This is a genomic window from Mycobacterium sp. NGS41, from assembly GCF_059812725.1.
In genome coordinates this window covers 43,243-62,034 of sequence record NZ_JCALDF010000008.1, presented here as the reverse complement: position 1 = coordinate 62,034, position 18,792 = coordinate 43,243, and the positions used below count along the sequence as shown (strand labels likewise).

Below are 18,792 nucleotides of genomic sequence, written 5' to 3'. Positions count from 1 at the left end.
GTTTATCGGCGTGTCAGTGCGATTCTGCGTCTGCTCGCGCAAGAAAAATGAGCACCAACGAGGGGTCGCTGTGGGGCGGGCGGTTCGCCGACGGCCCGGCTGACGCGCTGGCCGCGCTGAGCAAATCCACCCACTTCGATTGGGTGCTGGCTCCCTACGACATCACCGCATCCCGGGCGCACACCGTGGTGCTGTACCGCGCCGGCCTGCTGACAGAAGAGCAGCGCGACGGGCTGTTGGCCGGCCTGGACAGCCTGGCCGCGGACGTCGCCGATGGCAGCTTCGGCCCGCTGGTCAGCGACGAGGACGTGCACGCCGCGCTGGAGCGCGGGCTGATCGACCGGGTGGGGCCCGACCTGGGTGGCCGATTGCGGGCCGGGCGGTCGCGCAACGACCAGGTGGCCACGCTGTTCCGGATGTGGCTGCGGGACGCGGTGCGCCGGATAGCAGCCGGTGCACTCGACGTCGTCGCCGCGCTGGCCGCGCAGGCCGGCGCGCACCCGACAGCCATCATGCCCGGCAAGACCCATCTGCAGTCCGCCCAGCCCATCCTGCTGGCCCACCACCTGCTCGCCCACGCCCACCCGTTGCTGCGCGACGTCGACCGGATCGTCGATTTCGACAAGCGCGCCGCGGTGTCGCCGTACGGCTCGGGCGCGCTGGCCGGCTCGTCGCTGGGCCTGGATCCCGACGCGATCGCCGCGGATCTGGGTTTCACGGCCGCCGCGGACAATTCTGTCGACGCGACCGCCGCCCGGGACTTCGCCGCCGAGGCGGCGTTCGTGTTCGCCATGATCGCCGTCGACTTGTCGCGGCTTGCCGAGGACATCATCCTGTGGAGCTCGACGGAATTCGGTTACGTCACGTTGCACGATTCATGGTCCACCGGTAGCTCGATCATGCCGCAGAAGAAGAACCCCGACATTGCTGAGCTGGCACGCGGCAAGTCCGGGCGGCTGATCGGGAACCTGGCCGGGTTGCTGGCGACGCTGAAGGCCCAACCTTTGGCCTACAACCGCGACCTGCAGGAGGACAAAGAGCCGGTATTCGATTCGGTGGCCCAGCTGCAGTTGCTGTTGCCGGCGATGGCTGGGCTGGTAGCCAACTTGACGTTCAACGTCGAGCGGATGGCGGAACTGGCCCCGGCCGGCTATGCGCTGGCCACCGATATCGCTGAATGGCTTGTGCGCCAAGGTGTCCCGTTTCGTGCCGCGCATGAGGCCGCTGGTGCCGCCGTGCGTACCGCCGAGCAGCGCGGTGTCGGGCTCGAGGAGCTGACCGACGACGAGCTGGCCGCAATCAGCCCCGAGCTGACCTCGCGAGTCCGGGATGTGCTGACGATCGAGGGCTCGGTGTCGTCGCGTGATGCCCGCGGCGGCACCGCCCCGAGTCGAGTTGCTGACCAACTGAGGGGGGTCCTGACGAACTGCGATGTGCTCAGAGAGCGTCTGCGCTGTTAGACGCGTGTCGTATTGTTTGCCGCTTTTTGCCGGGCGGTGGGAAGCCGACTAAACTCCAAGCAGCTTCAAGCGATCGGGTGAACCTTCAGGCCCAAATGTTCGTAACCAAGGGGTGGGACCAATGAGCGTGATCGCAGGTGTGTTCGGAGCGGTGCCGCCCTATCGCTATTCCCAAAAAGAGCTCACCGACTTCTTCGTCAGCATCCCGGATTTCGAGGGTTACGAAGACATCGTCCGGCAGCTGCACGCCAGCGCCAAAGTCAACAGTCGCCACCTGGTACTGCCGCTGGAACAGTATCCGCGACTGACCGACTTCGGCGAAGCCAACCGCATTTACATCGATAAAGCGGTGGATCTTGGCTGCGAGGCGCTGTTGGGTGCGCTTGACGAGGCCGGCCTGCAACCGCAGGACCTCGACGTGCTCATCACCACGACGGTCACCGGTGTCGCGGTCCCGTCGCTGGATGCCCGGGTCGCCGCACGGCTCGGGCTGCGCTCCGATGTGCGGCGGGTTCCGCTGTTCGGGCTTGGCTGCGTGGCCGGCGCGGCGGGCGTGGCGCGGCTGCACGACTACCTGCGCGGCGCACCGGACGGCGTCGCCGCCCTGATCTCGGTCGAACTCTGCTCACTCACCTACCCGGGCTACAAGCCGTCGCTGGCGGGTCTGGTCGGCAGCGCCCTGTTTGCTGACGGGGCGGCCGCGGTGATAGCCGTCGGCGATCGTCGCGCCGAACAGGTGGACGCCGGCGGGCCCGACATCGTCGATTCCCGCAGCACCCTGTACCCGGACTCGCTGCGCACCATGGGTTACGACGTCGGCACCACCGGATTCGAGCTCGTGCTGTCGAAAGACCTCGCGGCTTTGGTCCGGAAATATATCGGCGACGACGTCGGCACGTTTCTCGCTGCGCACGGCCTGAGCACCACCGACATCGGCGCTTGGGTGAGCCATCCGGGAGGACCCAAGATCATCGAGGCGATCAATGAGAGCCTCGACCTGCCGGCGGAGGCCTTAGAGCTGACGTGGCGCTCGCTGGGCGAAATCGGCAACCTGTCGTCGGCTTCGGTGCTGCATGTGCTGCGTGACACCATCGCCAAGCCGCCACCCAGCGAGAGCCCGGGACTGATGATTGCGATGGGTCCCGGATTCTGTTCCGAACTTGTTTTGCTGCACTGGCACTGATGGGCGCCTGTGAGCTTTCCCTCGCCCCGTAAACCTGGCCCGGAACAGGTGACGGCGATGGGACGGCTCGACTTTGGTGGGGGGTTTGGGGAAGGCGCGGTCCGTGGTCGGCGGTGTGGGTGACACTCGGTTTGCTGAGTCGGTCAAGCTATCTATCGCGTTCGGCCGCTCCATCCTCGTTCGTTTTTTACTTGTTTGGTGGAGTGACACGAGAGGCCGAGTCGTATGAACAGCACTCAGGATGACCTCATTCGGGCGCTCCGCAAGTCTCTCAAGGAAAATGAGCGGCTGAAGCGGGAGAACCGCGAGTATCTGGCATCACTGGCCGGGGGACCAACCGAGCCGGTGGCGGTGGTAGGGATGGCGTGCCGGTATCCGGGCGGGGTGGATTCGCCGGAAGCGTTGTGGGACATGGTGGCCGCGGGCCGCGATGTGGTATCGGCCTTTCCGGCGGATCGTGGCTGGGAGCTGGGCGGGTTGTTCGATCCGGACCCGGATGCGATAGGCAAGTCGTACAGCCGCAGCGGCGGGTTCCTGGCAGACGTGGCTGACTTCGATGCCGCATTCTTCGGCATTGCCCCCAGCGAGGCGCTGGCGATGGATCCGCAACAGCGATTGCTGTTGGAGGTCTCGTGGGAAGCGTTGGAGCGCACCGGCATTGATCCGCTGGAGCTGCGGGGTTCGGCAACCGGGGTGTTCGCCGGGGTCTTCCACGGCTCGTATGGCGGCCAGGGCCGGGTTCCGGAGGATCTGGAGAGGTACGGACTGCGCGGTTCGACATTGAGCGTGGCGTCTGGACGGGTGGCTTACACGCTGGGGCTGGAAGGCCCGGCGGTGTCGGTGGATACGGCGTGTTCGTCGTCGTTGGTGGCATTGCATTTGGCGGCGCAGTCGTTGCGGTCGGGGGAATGCGACCTGGCGCTGGCCGGTGGGGTGACCGTGATGGCCACACCGGCGATGTTCATCGAGTTCAGTCGGCAACGGGCGCTGGCCGCCGACGGCCGCTGCAAGGCATATGCCGGTGCCGCCGACGGCACCGGATTCTCCGAGGGCGTCGGTGTATTAGTGCTGGAGCGGCTGGCCGACGCGCAACGGTTGGGACATCAGGTATGGGCGATCGTCCGGGGATCGGCGGTCAATCAGGATGGCGCCTCGAACGGCCTGGCAACCCCTAATGGGCCGTCGCAGCAGCGGGTGATCCGCGCAGCCCTGACCAATGGGCGACTGGGCTCCGGAGATGTGGACTTGGTCGAGGGGCATGGGACGGGTACCACGCTGGGGGATCCGATTGAGGCGCAGGCGCTTTTGGCGACCTATGGGCAGGATCGGCCGTCGGATCGGCCGTTGTGGCTTGGATCGATCAAATCGAACATGGGGCACACGTCGGCCGCGGCCGGCGCGGCCGGGGTGATCAAAATGGTGCAGGCGATGCGCCATCAGATGATGCCGAAGACGTTGCATGTGGATGTGCCCACGCCGCATGTGGATTGGTCGGCCGGAGCGGTGTCGTTGTTGACTGAGGCACGACCCTGGCCCCAGCCGAATCGGCCGCGCCGGGCGGGTGTCTCGTCGTTCGGAATCAGCGGGACGAATGCGCACGTGATTTTGGAAGAACCTCCCGCACCGGATCCGCCGCTGGAACCAGTTGCGGCGGCACCTGATCCGACGGACACCGTGATTCCGTGGGTGTTATCTGCCCGCTCCGCGGAGGCGCTGGCTAGTCAAGCCGAACGGTTGCGAGCACACGTGGGTGCGCATCCAGACCTTGCTGCGGCCGATGTGGGCTGGTCGTTGATCGCGACGCGCTCGACATTTGACCATCGGGCCGTGGTAGTCGGCGCTGACCGGGAGCAGCTGATGTCGGGACTGGCCGGATTGGCGGCTGATGACCCGGGCGCGGGTGTGGTGGTGGGACGTGCCCGCCCGCTGGGCAGGACGGTGTTCGTATTTCCCGGCCAAGGCTCGCAATGGGTCGGAATGGGAGCGGAATTACTCGAAACCTCAAAGGTATTCGCTGACCATATGCAGCGTTGCGACAAGGCGCTCGGTGAGCATGTGGAGTGGTCCTTGATCGACGTCATACGAGGGGCGGCGGACGCTCCGGGGCTGGATCGGGTGGATGTGGTGCAGCCCGTCTTGTGGGCCATGATGGTATCGCTGGCTGAATTGTGGCGTGCGGCGGGCGTGATCCCGGATGCGGTGATCGGTCACTCACAGGGTGAGATCGCGGCAGCCTATGTGGCGGGCGGGTTGTCGCTGGAGGACGCCGCTCGAGTGGTGGCCCTGCGAAGCCGGCTGTTGGTGCAGTTGTCCGGTGCGGGCGGCATGGTCTCGCTCGCCTGCGGGCTGGCCAAAGCCCAGGACTTGCTTGCTCAAGGGGGCGATCGACTGAGTATCGCCGCCGTCAATGGTGTTTCAGCGGTCGTGGTCGCCGGGGCCGTGGAGGCGTTGGAGGAGCTGATCCGACGTTGCGAGGCTGACAACGTTCGTGCCCGCCGAATCGACGTCGACTACGCATCACATTCGCTGCAGGTGGACGCGATACGTGAGCCGCTCGCCGAAGCGCTGAGCGGCATCCAACCCCAGACCTCCCCAGTTGCATTCTTTTCCACGGTCACCGGTGAGCTCATGGACACCTCCGGCTTGAACGCCGACTACTGGTACCAGAGCATCCGCCGCACCGTGCAATTCGAGCGGGCGGTAAGCAGCGCGCACCAGGCCGGGTATCGGGTGTTCATCGAATCCAGCCCCCACCCTGTCTTGGGTGCCGGCATCGAAGAAACGGTGACCTTCCAACATCCCGCGGACGAGTCGGTGGTCATTCCGTCGCTGGGCCGCGATGACGGTGGGCTGGAACGGTTCTGGCTGTCGGTGGGTCAGGCGCATGTCGCGGGTGTGCCGGTGGATTGGCGGGCAGCGTTCGCCGATTTCGGTACCCAACGCGTGGCCTTGCCGACGTACGCCTTTCAGCGGCAGCGGTTTTGGCTGCCGTCCTTGAACGTCGGTGGCGGCGATCTGGCCGGTTTAGGGGTGACAGGGGCCCAACACGGGTTGCTGGGTGCGGTGGTGGAGCGCCCGGATTCCGGTGGGGTGGTGCTGACCGGCCGGTTGTCGGTGGCTGCTCAACCCTGGTTGGCCGATCACGCGGTGGCCGGGGTGGTGCTGTTTCCCGGTGCGGGGTTTGTGGAGTTGGTGTTGCGGGCCGGTGATGAGGTCGGCTGTTCGGTGGTGGAGGAGTTGACGCTGTCAACGCCGCTGCTGTTGCCGCCGGCCGATGCGGTTCAGATGCAGGTGGTGGTGGGCGCTGCGGAAAGTTCGGGCCATCGCAGTGTGGCAGTGTATTCGGCTGGGGCGCAGCATGGTTCGGAATGGGTGTTGCATGCCGACGGCATGTTGAGTGCGGGAGTGGTGCAGCCGGCCGCCGATTTGTCGGTGTGGCCGCCGGTGGGAGCTACCGCAGTGGATGCGGGTGATGCGTACCAGGTCTTGGCGGGCCGAGGCTATGAGTACGGTCCGGCATTTCAGGGTTTGCAGGCTATGTGGCGGCTCGGAACTGCGGTGTTCGCCGAAGTCGCCGTCCCGGAAGTCGTCGGCGCGGAAGTCGGCAGTTTCGGCATTCATCCGGTACTCGTCGATGCGGCGTTGCATGCCATGGGATTGGCCGGTGAGCAGGAGCAGACGATGTTGCCGTTCTCGTGGCAGGGGGTGTGTTTGCATGCCGCGGGGGCGTCGCGGGCGCGGGTGCGGGTGATGCCGGTGGCTGCAGGGGCCGTGTCGGTGGAATTGGCCGATGATGCGGGTTTGCCGGTGTTGTCGGTGCGGGAATTGGTGGTCCGTCCCGTTTCGGCCGGTGCGCTGTCAGCCGCGGTTTCTCGTCCCGGCGGCGACTTGCTGGAGATGACGTGGTCGCCGGTGTCGTTGGGCGGCAAGGATGTTGGCGATGTGGTGGTGTGGAAGCCGTCGTCGCGAACTGAGGACACGGTAGCGGCGGTGTACAACGCTACGCATGAGGTGTTGGGGGTATTGCAGTCGTGGTTGGCCGGTGACGAGTCAGGCGTGCTGGCGGTATTGACCCGTGGGGCAGTGGGTTTGGCCGGGGAGAACGTAACCGACTTGGCCGGTGCTGCGGTGTGGGGATTGGTGCGTTCAGCGCAGGCTGAGCACCCGGGCCGGGCGGTGTTGGTGGACTCGGACGGATCGGTAGACATCGAAACGGCAGTGGCGTGTGGTGAGCCGCAGGTGTTGGTGCGTTCCGGTGTGGTCCATGCGGCCCGGTTAACTCGGCCGGGGGCCGGCGCCCTGTTGAGCTTGCCGGCTGGCCCGTGGCGGGTCGCCGTCGGCGAGGGGGGCACCTTCGAGGACTTGGTGGTGCAATCACCGTCGCGGGTGGAGTTGGCCACTGGGCAGGTCCGGGTGTCGGTGGCCGCGGTGGGGGCGAACTTCCGGGATGTGTTGGTGGCGTTGGGCATGTATCCCGGTGGCGGGGAGTTAGGCGTCGAGGGTGCGGGGTTAGTTGTGGAGGTTGGTCCGGGGGTGAGCGGGCTGGCTGTTGGTGATGCGGTGATGGGTTTGTTGGGCGTGGTGGGTTCTGAGGCGGTGGTCGATGCCCGGCTGGTGACCAGCATGCCGACGGAGTGGTCCTGGGCGCAGGCCGCCGGTGTTCCGGTGGTGTTTTTGACGGCGTGGTATGGGTTGTCGGTGCTGGCTGGGCTGCGGGCGGGGCAGCGGGTGTTGATCCATGCCGGCACCGGCGGGGTGGGAATGGCCGCGGTGCAGTTGGCCAGGCATTGGGGTGCGGAGGTTTTCGTCACGGCCAGTCGCGGTAAGTGGGAGACGTTGCGCGCGATGGGCTTTGACGACGCCCATATCGGTGATTCGCGGTCGGTGGAGTTTGAGCAGAAGTTCTTGGCGGCCACCGATGGGGCTGGGGTGGATGTGGTGCTCAACTCGCTGGCCGGTGAGTTCCTGGACGCGTCGTTGCGGTTGCTGCCCCGCGGCGGGCATTTCATCGAAATGGGCAAGACCGACCTGCGCGATCCCCAAACCGTGGCAGCCGAGCACCCCGGCGTGCGATATCGGGCGTTTGATCTGATAGAGGCCGGCCCGGACGGCACGGCGCGGATGTTGGCGCAGTTGATGGATTTGTTCGCCGCGGGTGTGTTGGAGCCGTTGCCGGTCAAGACGTTTGACGTGCGCAGCGCCGCGGCGGCCTACCGCTACGTTAGCCAGGCCCGCCAGATCGGCAAAGTGGTCTTGACAGTGCACGACGGCGGCGGTCTAACCGGAGGCACGGTGGTGATCACCGGGGGCACCGGGATGGCTGGCGCAGCGCTGGCTGAGCATCTGGTGGCCCGCTATGGGGTGGCTCATGTGGTGTTGGTCAGCCGCAGGGGCACGGAAGCCGAGGGCGTTGCGGAGCTGACCGAGCGACTGCAGGCCGCCGGGGCTCAGGTGTCGGTGTCAGCCTGTGATGTGGCCGACCGCGACGCGGTGGCAGGACTGATCGCCCAGCTACCGGCGCAGTATCCGCTGTTAGGGGTGTTTCATGCCGCCGGGCTGCTCGATGATGGGTTGGTTGAATCATTGACGCCGCAACGAGTGGATGCGGTGTTGCGGGCCAAGGTCGATGGGGCCTGGAATCTGCATGAGTTGACTCGGGATCGCGATTTGTCGGCGTTTGTGTTGTTTTCCTCGATGGCCGGCATCGTGGGTACCCCGGGGCAGGGGAACTATGCGGCGGCAAACAGCTTCCTCGACGCGTTGGCCAGCCATCGGCGCGCCCAGGGTCTGCCCGGGTTGTCGGTGGCCTGGGGGTTGTGGGAACAAGCCAGCGGCATGACCCGCCACCTGGGCGAGCAAGACAAGGCCCGTATCAGCCGCGCCGGGGTGGCACCGCTGTCCACCCCAATGGCCCTGCAACTCTTCGACGACGCAATGCTGACCGGCCACCCCCTCATGGTCGCCACCCACGTCGACAAAGCGGCCTTAGCGGACCACAGCGCCGCGCTGCCCCCGCTGCTCAGCCATCTGGCCGCCCGCCCCACCCGTCGCGTTATCGACGAAACCCACGCCACGGCGGCCTCCATGACCAGCCTCGCAGCACGGTTACACAGTCTGTCGGCCGAACAGCGGCACCGTGAACTCGTCGACCTCGTCCGAAGCAACGCCGCGACGGTGCTGGGCCGTCGTGACGCCGCAGACATCAGCTCCGGCAGCGTGTTTCAAGACCTCGGCTTCGACTCGCTGACCGCCGTCGAACTACGCAACCGGCTCAAAAACGCCACCGGACTTACCCTTTCACCCACGCTGATTTTCGACTACCCCACCCCGTCAGCGCTGGCCGAACACCTCGACCCTCGGCTGGCGGTCACCACCACCGACGACAGCCAGCCAAACTTGATAACCCGCTTCAACGACATCACCCGCGAACTCGAAACACTGCTCAACCAGCCCGACTGGAAACCCGAAGACAAGACCCACCTCACCACCCGCATTCAAACCCTGCTGACGACCCTCAGCGCCCGTCTCGACCCTTGCGGAGCACAGGACCCAGACGACGACATCCGCAACGCCACCGAAAGCCAGCTCTTCGCCATTCTCGACGAAGAACTCGGCTCCTAAAGACTGACACGGCAAGGAGTTACAGTGTCGGGCACGACCAAACACGTTGATTACCTGAAGCGGCTCACCGCGGATCTGCGGCGCACCCGCCGGCGTCTGTCGGAATTAGAAGCCAAACAGTCCGAGCCGATCGCGCTGGTGGGGATGGCGTGCCGGTACCCCGGCGGGGTCGACTCCCCGGAGGGCTTATGGGACATGGTGGTCGAGGGCCGCGATGCGGTGTCGGACTTTCCCGCCGACCGGGGCTGGGACGTGGCGGGGCTGTTCGACCCGAATCCCGACGTTCCAGGGAAGATGTACGTGCGCCAAGGTTCGTTTCTCGCCGACGCGGGCGATTTCGACGCGGGGTTCTTCAGCGTCGGACCAAGCGAGGCGCTGGCGATGGATCCACAGCAGCGGTTGATGCTGGAGCTGTCGTGGGAAGCCTTGGAGCGGGCCGGAATTGATCCATTGGGTCTGCGGGGTTCGGCGACCGGCGTATTCGCCGGCGTGATCCATGCCGGCTACGGGGGCGAGGTGGAAGGAGAGCTGGAGGGCTATGGGCTCACCGGCTCGACGTTGAGTGTCGCCTCCGGCCGGGTGTCGTATGTACTCGGCTTGGAAGGCCCGGCCGTGTCGGTGGATACGGCGTGTTCGTCGTCGTTGGTGGCATTGCATTTGGCGGCACAGTCGTTGCGGTCGGGGGAGTGTGACCTGGCGCTGGTCGGTGGCGTGACGGTGATGGCCACTCCCGCCGCATTTGTCGAGTTCAGCCGCCAGCGTGCGCTGGCCGCCGACGGCCGGTGCAAGGTGTACGCCGGTGCGGCCGACGGAACCGCATGGTCGGAAGGCGGGGGAGTCCTGGCGGTGGAGCGGTTGGCCGATGCGCGACGGCTGGGCCATCCGGTGTTGGCACTCGTGCGAGGGTCCGCGGTGAATCAGGACGGCGCCTCTAACGGACTGACCGCCCCGAATGGCCCGTCCCAGCAACGGGTTATCCGGGGGGCACTGGCCAGCGCCGGCCTGACGGCGGCGGACGTCGACGTGGTCGAAGGACACGGGACGGGTACCACGTTGGGGGACCCGATTGAAGCGCAAGCACTGTTGGCGACCTACGGGCAGGATCGGCCTGCGGATAGGCCGTTGTGGTTGGGGTCCATCAAGTCCAACATCGGTCATACGTCGGCTGCGGCTGGAGTGGCCGGGGTGATCAAAATGGTGCAGGCGATGCGGCATGGGGTCCTGCCGCAGTCGTTGCACGTGGATGTGCCCACGCCGCATGTGGATTGGTCGGCGGGGGCGGTGTCGCTGTTGACGGAGTCGCGGCCTTGGCTGAATGGGGATGGGCCGCGTCGGGCCGGGGTGTCGTCATTCGGCATCAGTGGGACGAACGCGCATGTGATTTTAGAGCAGCCTCCGACGCCGGAAACCCTGGAAAGCGGTGGCGCCGAGAGTGACAGCAACGAGGCTGTAACGGCGTGGGTGTTGTCAGCCCGCTCACCGAAGGCGCTCAGCAATCAGGCCAAGCGGTTGCTCGCGCACGTGGCAGGCGATGCGGATCTGAGTCCGGTCGACGTGGGTTGGTCGTTGGTGACGACCCGGTCGGTGTTCGAGCATCGGGCCGTGGTGGTGGGCGCCGATCGCGAGCAACTGATGACCGAGTTGGCCTGGCTGGCCGCCGGTGAGCTGGATGCGAGCGTGGTGACGGGCCGGGCCCGTCCGGCAGTCAAGACGAGCTTTGTGTTCCCGGGGCAGGGCTCTCAGCAGTTGGGCATGGGTAAGGAGCTTCATAGCCGGTTTCCAGTGTTCGCCAAGGCCTTTGACGAGGCGGTCACGACGTTGGATCCGCATCTACGGCTACCGCTGCGAGAGGTGATGTGGGGCACCGACGCGGCACTATTGGAAAGTACGGAGTTCGCCCAACCGGCGTTGTTCGCCGTCGAGGTGGCGCTCACGGCGTTGTTGCAGCACTGGGGTGTGGTGCCGGACGTGGTGACGGGTCATTCGGTGGGCGAGATCACCGCGGCCTATGTTGCAGGCGTGTTGTCACTGTCCGATGCGGCCAAAGTCGTGGCGGGGCGGGGTCGGTTGATGGCGGCGCTGCCGCCCGGCGGGGTGATGGCTGCGGTAGCCGCCAGTGAGGCGGAAGTTGCGCCATTGCTGACCGAGGGGGTCGGCATAGCGGCGGTCAACGGCCCGAGCGCGGTGGTGATTTCGGGTGCCGATGCGCCGGTGAATGCGGTGGTGGAGCGACTGGCCCAGCAAGGCCGGCGGGTGCATCGCTTGGCGGTGTCGCACGCGTTTCATTCGGCATTGATGGAGCCCATGCTCGACGAGTTTACCCGTCTACTGGAGGGCGTTTCGGCCGCACCACCGCGAATTGAATTGGTATCCAACCTCACTGGTGAGCTGGCCGGTCCCGGGTACGGGTCGCCCCAGTACTGGGTCGAACATGTGCGCCGGCCGGTGCGCTTCGCAGACGGGGTACGGGCGGCCGAGGCTTCGGGATCCGAGCTTTTCGTGGAGGTAGGCCCCAGCGGTGGCCTGACCGCCGCGGTGGAGCAGTCATTGACCGCTGAGCAGACGGTGACGGTTGTGACGTTGGCCAAACGCCGCCCGGAAGCTGAGTCGATACTGGCGGCGCTGGGCCGCTTGTTCACCAGTGGCGTGGAGGTGGATTGGCGTGCGGCGCTCGAGGGTGGACGCCGCGTTGACTTGCCGACGTATGCGTTTCAGCGGCAGCGGTTTTGGCTTCCTTACGGGTCGGTGGGATCGGCGGATGTCCGCGGGGCCGGCTTGACACCTGGCGACCATCCGCTGCTGGGTGCGGTGGTGGAGCGGCCGGATTCAGGTGGCGTGGTACTGACTGGCACGTTGTCCCTGGGCGATTCGGCGTGGTTGGCCGACCACGTAGTTGACGGAGTGGCGCTGTTTCCGGGGGCGGGTTTTGTCGAGTTGGCGTTGCGGGCCGGTGATGAGGTCGGCTGTTCGCTGGTGGAGGAGTTGACGTTGCTGGCTCCGCTGGTGTTGCCGCCGGCTGGCTGGGTTCAGCTCCAGGTCGTGGTAGATCCGTCGGATGAATCGGGCTCTCGGGAAGTGCGCGTGTATTCGCGTGGTGCGGGCGCTAATTCGTCGTGGGTGTTGCACGCCCAAGGAGCTGTGACGGCAGAGCTGCCGGAGCCGGGTGCCGATTTGTCGGTGTGGCCGCCGGTGGGTGCCTCGGTGGTGGATGTGGCCGGGGCTTATAGAGGTTTGGCTGACCGGGGTTATGAGTATGGGCCGGCCTTTCAGGGGCTGCAGGCCATCTGGCGCCGAGGGCCGGAGATTTTTGCGGAGGTGGCCGTCGCTGAGGGTGTGACGGTCGGCGGTTTCGGTATTCATCCGGTGGTGTTGGATGCGGCGTTGCATGCGATGGGGGTGGCCGGGGAGCAGGGCCAGGTCGTGTTGCCGTTTTTGTGGCAGGGGGTGTGTTTGCATGCGGCGGGGGCCTCGCGTGTGCGGGTGCGGGTAGTGCCTGTCGGCAGTGGGGCGGTCTCGGTGGAGTTGGCCGATGGGTCGGGTTTGCCGGTGTTGTCGGTGCGGGAGTTGGTGGTTCGTCCCATCTCGGCGGGCGCGTTGTCGGCAGCGGTGGCCGCTGCCGCTGGTGGTGGCGGCGGGTTGTTCGAGGTGGCGTGGCAACCGGTGGCTCTGGGCGGCAACGACGATGGCGCGGTGGTGTGGGAGCCGTCCGCCCATTGTGACGATGTGGTGGGCCGGGTGCGCGCGGCCACGCATGAGCTTTTGGGCAAGTTGCAGTCATCGCTTGCCGATGAGGGCCACGGCCCATTGGTGGTGCTGACTCGTGGCGCGGTGGGTTTGGCCGGCGAGGATGTTACCGACGTGGCCGGTGCTGCGGTGTGGGGGTTGGTGCGTTCGGCGCAGGCGGAGTATCCGGGCCGGGTGGTATTGGTGGATTCGGACGGATCGGTCGACGTCGGCGCCGTAGTCGGTTGTGGCGAGCCGCAATTGGTGGTCCGTTCCGGCGTGGTGCATGCGGCCCGTTTGACCCCCGCGGGCGCCGGCGCGGTGTTGGAATTACCGGCGAGCGCATGGCGGCTGGCCCCCGGTGGCGGTGGCACGTTAGAGGACCTGGTGGTGCGGTCGCAGGCACGAGTTGAGCTCGGTGCGGGCCAGGTGCGGGTGTCGGTGGCCGCGGTGGGCGTCAACTTCCGGGATGTGTTGGTGGCCTTGGGCATGTATCCCGGGGGCGGCGACGTGGGGGCGGAAGGCGCCGGGGTGGTCGTCGAGGTTGGTCCGGGGGTGAGCGGGCTGGCTGTTGGTGATGCGGTGATGGGATTGTTGGGCGTGGTGGGTTCTGAGGCGGTGGTCGATGCCCGGCTGGTGACCAGCATGCCGACGGAGTGGTCCTGGGCGCAGGCCGCTGGTGTTCCCGTGGTGTTTTTGACGGCGTGGTATGGGTTGTCGGTGCTGGCTGGGCTGCGGGCGGGGCAGCGGGTGTTGATCCATGCCGGCACCGGCGGGGTGGGAATGGCCGCGGTGCAGTTGGCCAGGCATTGGGGTGCGGAGGTTTTCGTCACGGCCAGTCGCGGTAAGTGGGAGACGTTGCGCGCGATGGGCTTTGACGACACCCATATCGGTGATTCGCGGTCGTTGGAGTTTGAGCAGAAGTTCTTGGCGGCCACCGATGGGGCTGGGGTGGATGTGGTGCTCAACTCGCTGGCCGGTGAGTTTCTGGACGCGTCGTTGCGGTTGCTGCCCCGCGGCGGGCATTTCATCGAAATGGGCAAGACCGACCTGCGCGATCCCCAAACCGTGGCAGCCGAGCACCCCGGCGTGCAGTACCGGGCGTTTGATCTGATGGAGGCCGGACCGGACAAGACGGGGTCGATGCTGGGCGAATTGATGGGGTTGTTCGGTGCTGATGTGTTGATGCCGTTGCCGGTCAAGACGTTTGATGTGCGCAGCGCCGCGGCGGCCTATCGCTATGTCTCGCAGGCCCGTCAGATCGGCAAGGTGGTGCTGACGGTGCCCAACGGTCCGGGTGATGCGGTGCTGGCGGGGTCTGGCGGTGGGCTTGCCGGGGGCAGCGTGGTGATCACCGGCGGGACCGGGATGGCTGGTTCGGCGGTGGCTGGGCATCTGGTGGCCCGCTATAGGGTGGCTCATGTGGTGTTGGTCAGCCGCAGCGGCGCAGAAGCCGAGGGTGTGGCGGAGCTGTCCGAACGCCTGCAGGGCGCCGGGGCACAGGTCTCGGTGGTCGCCTGTGATGTGGCCGATCGTGACGCGGTGGCAACGCTTTTGGCCGACCTGGACCCGCAATACCCGCTCAAGGGGGTGTTTCATGCCGCCGGAGTGCTCGATGACGGGTTGATCGCGTCGTTGACGCCGCAACGGGTGGATGCGGTGTTGCGGGCCAAGGTCGATGGGGCCTGGAATCTGCATGAGCTGACCGCGGGTCTGGATTTGTCTGCGTTTGTGCTGTTTTCCTCGATGGCCGGCATCCTGGGCAGCCCGGGACAGGGCAACTATGCGGCGGCCAACAGTTTCCTCGATGCGTTGGCCGCCCATCGGCGCGCTCAGGGTCTGTCCGGGTTGTCGATTGCCTGGGGTCTGTGGGAACAAGCCAGCGCGATGACCCAACACCTCGGTGGCCAGGACAAAGCCCGCATCGGCCGCGCCGGACTGACACCACTACCCACCCCCAAGGCCCTACAACTGTTCGACGACGCAATGCTGAGCGACCACCCCCTCATGGTCGCCACCCACCTCGACACCGCGGTACTGAGCGCAGGCGGTGCGGTGCCGCCCATCCTTCGTGGCTTAGTCACCCGCCCGGGGCGCCGACGGGTGGCTGATACCGACAGCGCTGCATCTCTTTCCGGGTTGGCCGAACGGCTGCGCGGGCTGAGTCCTGAGCAGCGTCACCACCAGCTGGTAGAGCTGGTATGCACCAATGCGGCAACGGTTTTGGGTCGCACTCTGGCAGACGTCAGCGCCGACAGCGCATTTCAAGACCTCGGCTTCGACTCGCTGACCGCCGTCGAACTGCGCAACCGGCTCAAAAGCGCCACCGGACTCACCGTTTCACCAACCGCGATCTTCGACTACCCGACGCCCACCGCCCTGGCCGAGTACGTGGCCGAACAGCTTGCCGCCGCAACGATCGACACCGGCACACCCGCCGACGAACCGGACAAACTAGCTCGTTTCAACGAGATCGCCCACGAACTGCAGGCGGTGGTCAGTCAGCCCGACTGGACCGAAGACGACAAGACACACCTGAGCGCAAGGATACGAACCATCTTGTCCGACTTGACTGCTGCGCAGACCCCACCCGACCCGTTCCGCAACGGAGACGACGACATCGCCAGGGCCACCGAAAGCGAACTCTTGGCCATCCTCGACGAGGATTTCCCCGTATGACCCGCAATGAGGTGTCGTGCCACCGACTGAGATAGCGATCATCGGACTCGCGTGCAGGTTTCCCGGCGCCGATAACCCCCGTGACTTCTGGCGACTGCTGCGCGATGGGCTCGAGGTCACCGAATCGGCCGTCGACAACGTCGCAGAATTCGACGCCGACTTCTTCAACCTGTCGCCGCGCGAGGCCTGTGCGCTGGACCCCCGGCAGCGACTAGCGCTGGAACTGACGTGGGAACTGCTCGAAGACGCGCGCGTGTTGCCGGAAACCCTGTCCGGAGAACAGGTTGCCGTCTACGTCGGTGCGATGAACGACGACTATGCATACCTCACTGTGCGAGACGCTCCGGACAACCTCGATCACCATTCATATGCCGGCATCAGCCGCGGGATGATCGCCAACAGGATCTCGTACACCTTCGGCATGCACGGCACCAGCATGACCGTTGACTCCGGTCAGTCATCCTCGCTGGTCGCCGTTCACCTCGCGTGTGAAAACCTGCGCGCCGGCGAGTCGCCGCTGGCGATAGCGGGCGGGGTACACCTCAACCTCGCCAACGAAACTGCGATGCTGGAAACAGAATTCGGCGCAGTGTCGACATTCGGCCACACTTATGCATTCGACGAACGCGCGGACGGTTACGTGCGGAGCGAAGGTGGCGGCCTGGTGCTGCTGAAACCATTGCGCGCCGCCCTCGCCGACGGAAATTGTATCCGCGCGGTCATTCGCGGCAGCGCGGTCGGCAACGCCGGGCGCAGCACAGTCGGGTTGACCGTGCCGTCGGCGTCGGCGCAAGTCGACGTCATAACGCGTGCACTGGCCTGCGCTGGCTTGGACAGCCGTCAGGTCCACTACGTCGAGGCGCACGGAACTGGCACCGAAATCGGCGACCCGATCGAGGCGACGGCACTGGGGGAGGCGTTCGGCCAGCGTCGCCACCACCCGTTGGGTATCGGGTCGGTCAAGACCAACATCGGCCACGCCGGCAGCGCCTCGGGAATCGCGGGACTCATCAAGACGACAATGGCAATCGAAAACGCGGTTATCCCACCAAGTCTCAACTTTGCCGGCGCCAGCCCCGAGGTCGATCTGGAAACCCTCGGGCTGCGTATCAACACGGCGTTGACGCCGTGGCTCGTCGACGACGGGCCGAGACGTGCGGGGGTGTCGTCGTTCGGAATGGGCGGGACCAATGCGCACGTAGTTCTGGAAGAAGCTCCGGTGGAGCAAGCCCCACTGCCGGAAAGCGCTGCGGCGCCGCGCGATAACGGCGACCTGGTGATTCCGTGGGTGTTGTCGGCACGGTCGCCGCAGGCGTTGGCGAATCAGACGCAACGGTTACTGGCGTGGGTGGACGCTGACGAGGGACTGGATGCGGCCGACCTGGCGTGGTCGCTGGTCGCGACCCGGTCGGTGTTCGAGCATCGGGCCGTGGTGGTGGGGGCAGATCGCGCCGCGATGAGGGGCGGACTGGCCGGGTTGGCAATCGGTGAGCCGGCCGAGGGTGTGGTGGTGGGCCGTGCGCAGTCGCCCGGCAAAACCGTGTTCGTGTTTCCCGGACAGGGCTCGCAGTGGTTGGGGATGGGATCGGCTTTGTATGGCCGGTTTCCGGTGTTCGCGAAGGCTTTTGACGAGGCAGCCGATGCGCTGGACGACCATCTCCGGTTGCCGCTGCGGCAAGTGGTGTGGGGCGGCGACGCGGCGCTGCTGGCGAGTACCGAGTTCGCCCAGCCGGCGTTGTTCGCCGTGGAGCTGGCATTGACTGCATTGCTGCGGCACTGGGGTATTGAGCCAGACTTCGTGACGGGCCATTCCGTGGGTGAGATCAGCGCGGCGTGTGTGGCAGAAGTGCTGTCGCTGGCCGATGCCGCGATGGTGGTGGCCGCGCGGGGCAGGTTGATGGCTGAATTGCCGGCGGGCGGGGTGATGGTCGCGGTGGCCGCCGGCGAGGACGAGGTGATGCCGTTGCTCACCGCGGGTGTGGATATTGCGGCTGTCAATGGCCCCACTGCGGTGGTGCTTTCCGGTGAGGCGGCAGCCGTGGGTGCGGTCGCGGAGCGGCTGGCCGGGATGGGTCGCCGCGTGCATCGCTTAGCGGTATCGCATGCGTTTCATTCGCCGTTGATGGAGCCCATGATCGACAAGTTCGGCCGGGCGGTGGCCGGAGTGTCGGCGGCCGAGCCGCGGATCAAGCTGGTGGCCAACGTGTCTGGACAATTGGCCGGCCCGGAGTATGGGTCGCCCGAGTACTGGGTTGAGCATGTGCGCCGGCCGGTGCGCTTTGCCGACGGTGTGCAGACCGTCGAATCGCTGGGGGCAGGGGTGTTCGTGGAGGTCGGTCCCGGGGCCGGGCTAACGGCCGCGATGGAGCAGGCGTTGACCGGCGAACAGCCGGTGTTGGTGGCGACGTTGGCGAAGGACCGCCCCGAGATCGAGTCGTTAATGACCGCAGTGGGGCGGTTGTTCACCACGGGCCTGCGTGTGGGTTGGCTGGCGATGATGGACGGCCTGGGGGGCCGGATGGTCGAGTTGCCGACGTATGGCTTCGCACGGCAGCGGTTTTGGTTGGGTGCTGATGGATCCGGTGCCGGCGGAGAGCTGCCTGAGGCGAGCCAGTCGGTCGGCCTGACCAAGCGTCTACACGGATTGGACCCCAAGGAGCAGCAGCGTCACCTCGTGGAGTTGGTGTGCTCGCACGCGGCGATTGTCTTGGCCCACGCGAGCCGTCATGACATCGACGCCGAGCGTGCTTTCCAAGACCTCGGGTTTGACTCAATGACCGGTGTCGAACTACGCAACCGCCTCAGCGCCGATACCGGGTTCGCGTTGCCGCGCACCTTGATCTTTGACTATCCCACTCCAACGGAGTTGGCCGATTATTTGGCGCAACTCCTGCTGCACGGCCGCGAAGAGTCCGACGACGAAAAGATTTGGCTGTCGCTGAGAAAGATTCCGCTCAACGAGCTTCGCAGGACGGGGTTACTCGACAAGCTGATACAACTGGCTCAGCGGCACGAAAAGTCTCTCCCCGATTTAACTGTCAGTGACGACGACATCGACTCACTAACTCCCGATGCCTTGATCGCAATGGCGCTCAACTCGGACGACGAGGATCCCGGCCAATGACG

5 protein-coding genes are annotated in these 18,792 nt (G+C 66.0%); all 5 read left to right on the top strand.

Annotation, left to right across the window (positions count from 1 at the left end; translation table 11 throughout):
• Positions 1-47 precede the first annotated feature (47 nt).
• Positions 48-1,460 (top strand): argininosuccinate lyase, encoded by a 1,413-nt coding sequence (argH, locus tag AC5Y21_RS10115; RefSeq protein ID WP_499911884.1) that lies wholly within the window; start codon positions 48-50, stop codon positions 1,458-1,460.
• 121 nt (positions 1,461-1,581) lie between these two features.
• Complete coding sequence (locus AC5Y21_RS10110) at positions 1,582-2,643, top strand: type III polyketide synthase (RefSeq protein ID WP_499911882.1); 1,062 nt, start codon at positions 1,582-1,584, stop codon at positions 2,641-2,643.
• A 225-nt stretch (positions 2,644-2,868) separates the two neighbouring features.
• Entirely contained in the window at positions 2,869-9,264 is a 6,396-nt protein-coding gene (locus AC5Y21_RS10105) for an SDR family NAD(P)-dependent oxidoreductase (protein WP_499911881.1), read from the top strand.
• Between the two features lie 24 nt (positions 9,265-9,288).
• Entirely contained in the window at positions 9,289-15,666 is a 6,378-nt protein-coding gene (locus AC5Y21_RS10100) for an SDR family NAD(P)-dependent oxidoreductase (RefSeq protein WP_499911880.1), read from the top strand.
• 16 nt (positions 15,667-15,682) lie between these two features.
• Complete coding sequence (locus AC5Y21_RS10095) at positions 15,683-18,790, top strand: type I polyketide synthase (RefSeq protein WP_499911878.1); 3,108 nt, start codon at positions 15,683-15,685, stop codon at positions 18,788-18,790.
• Positions 18,791-18,792: the final 2 nt, after the last annotated feature.

Coding starts and splice junctions, on each gene's coding strand:
- argH (WP_499911884.1), top strand. CDS start 48: ATGAGCACCAACGAGGGGTCGCTGTGGGGCGGGCGGTTCGCCGACGGC.
- AC5Y21_RS10110 (WP_499911882.1), top strand. CDS start 1,582: ATGAGCGTGATCGCAGGTGTGTTCGGAGCGGTGCCGCCCTATCGCTAT.
- AC5Y21_RS10105 (WP_499911881.1), top strand. CDS start 2,869: ATGAACAGCACTCAGGATGACCTCATTCGGGCGCTCCGCAAGTCTCTC.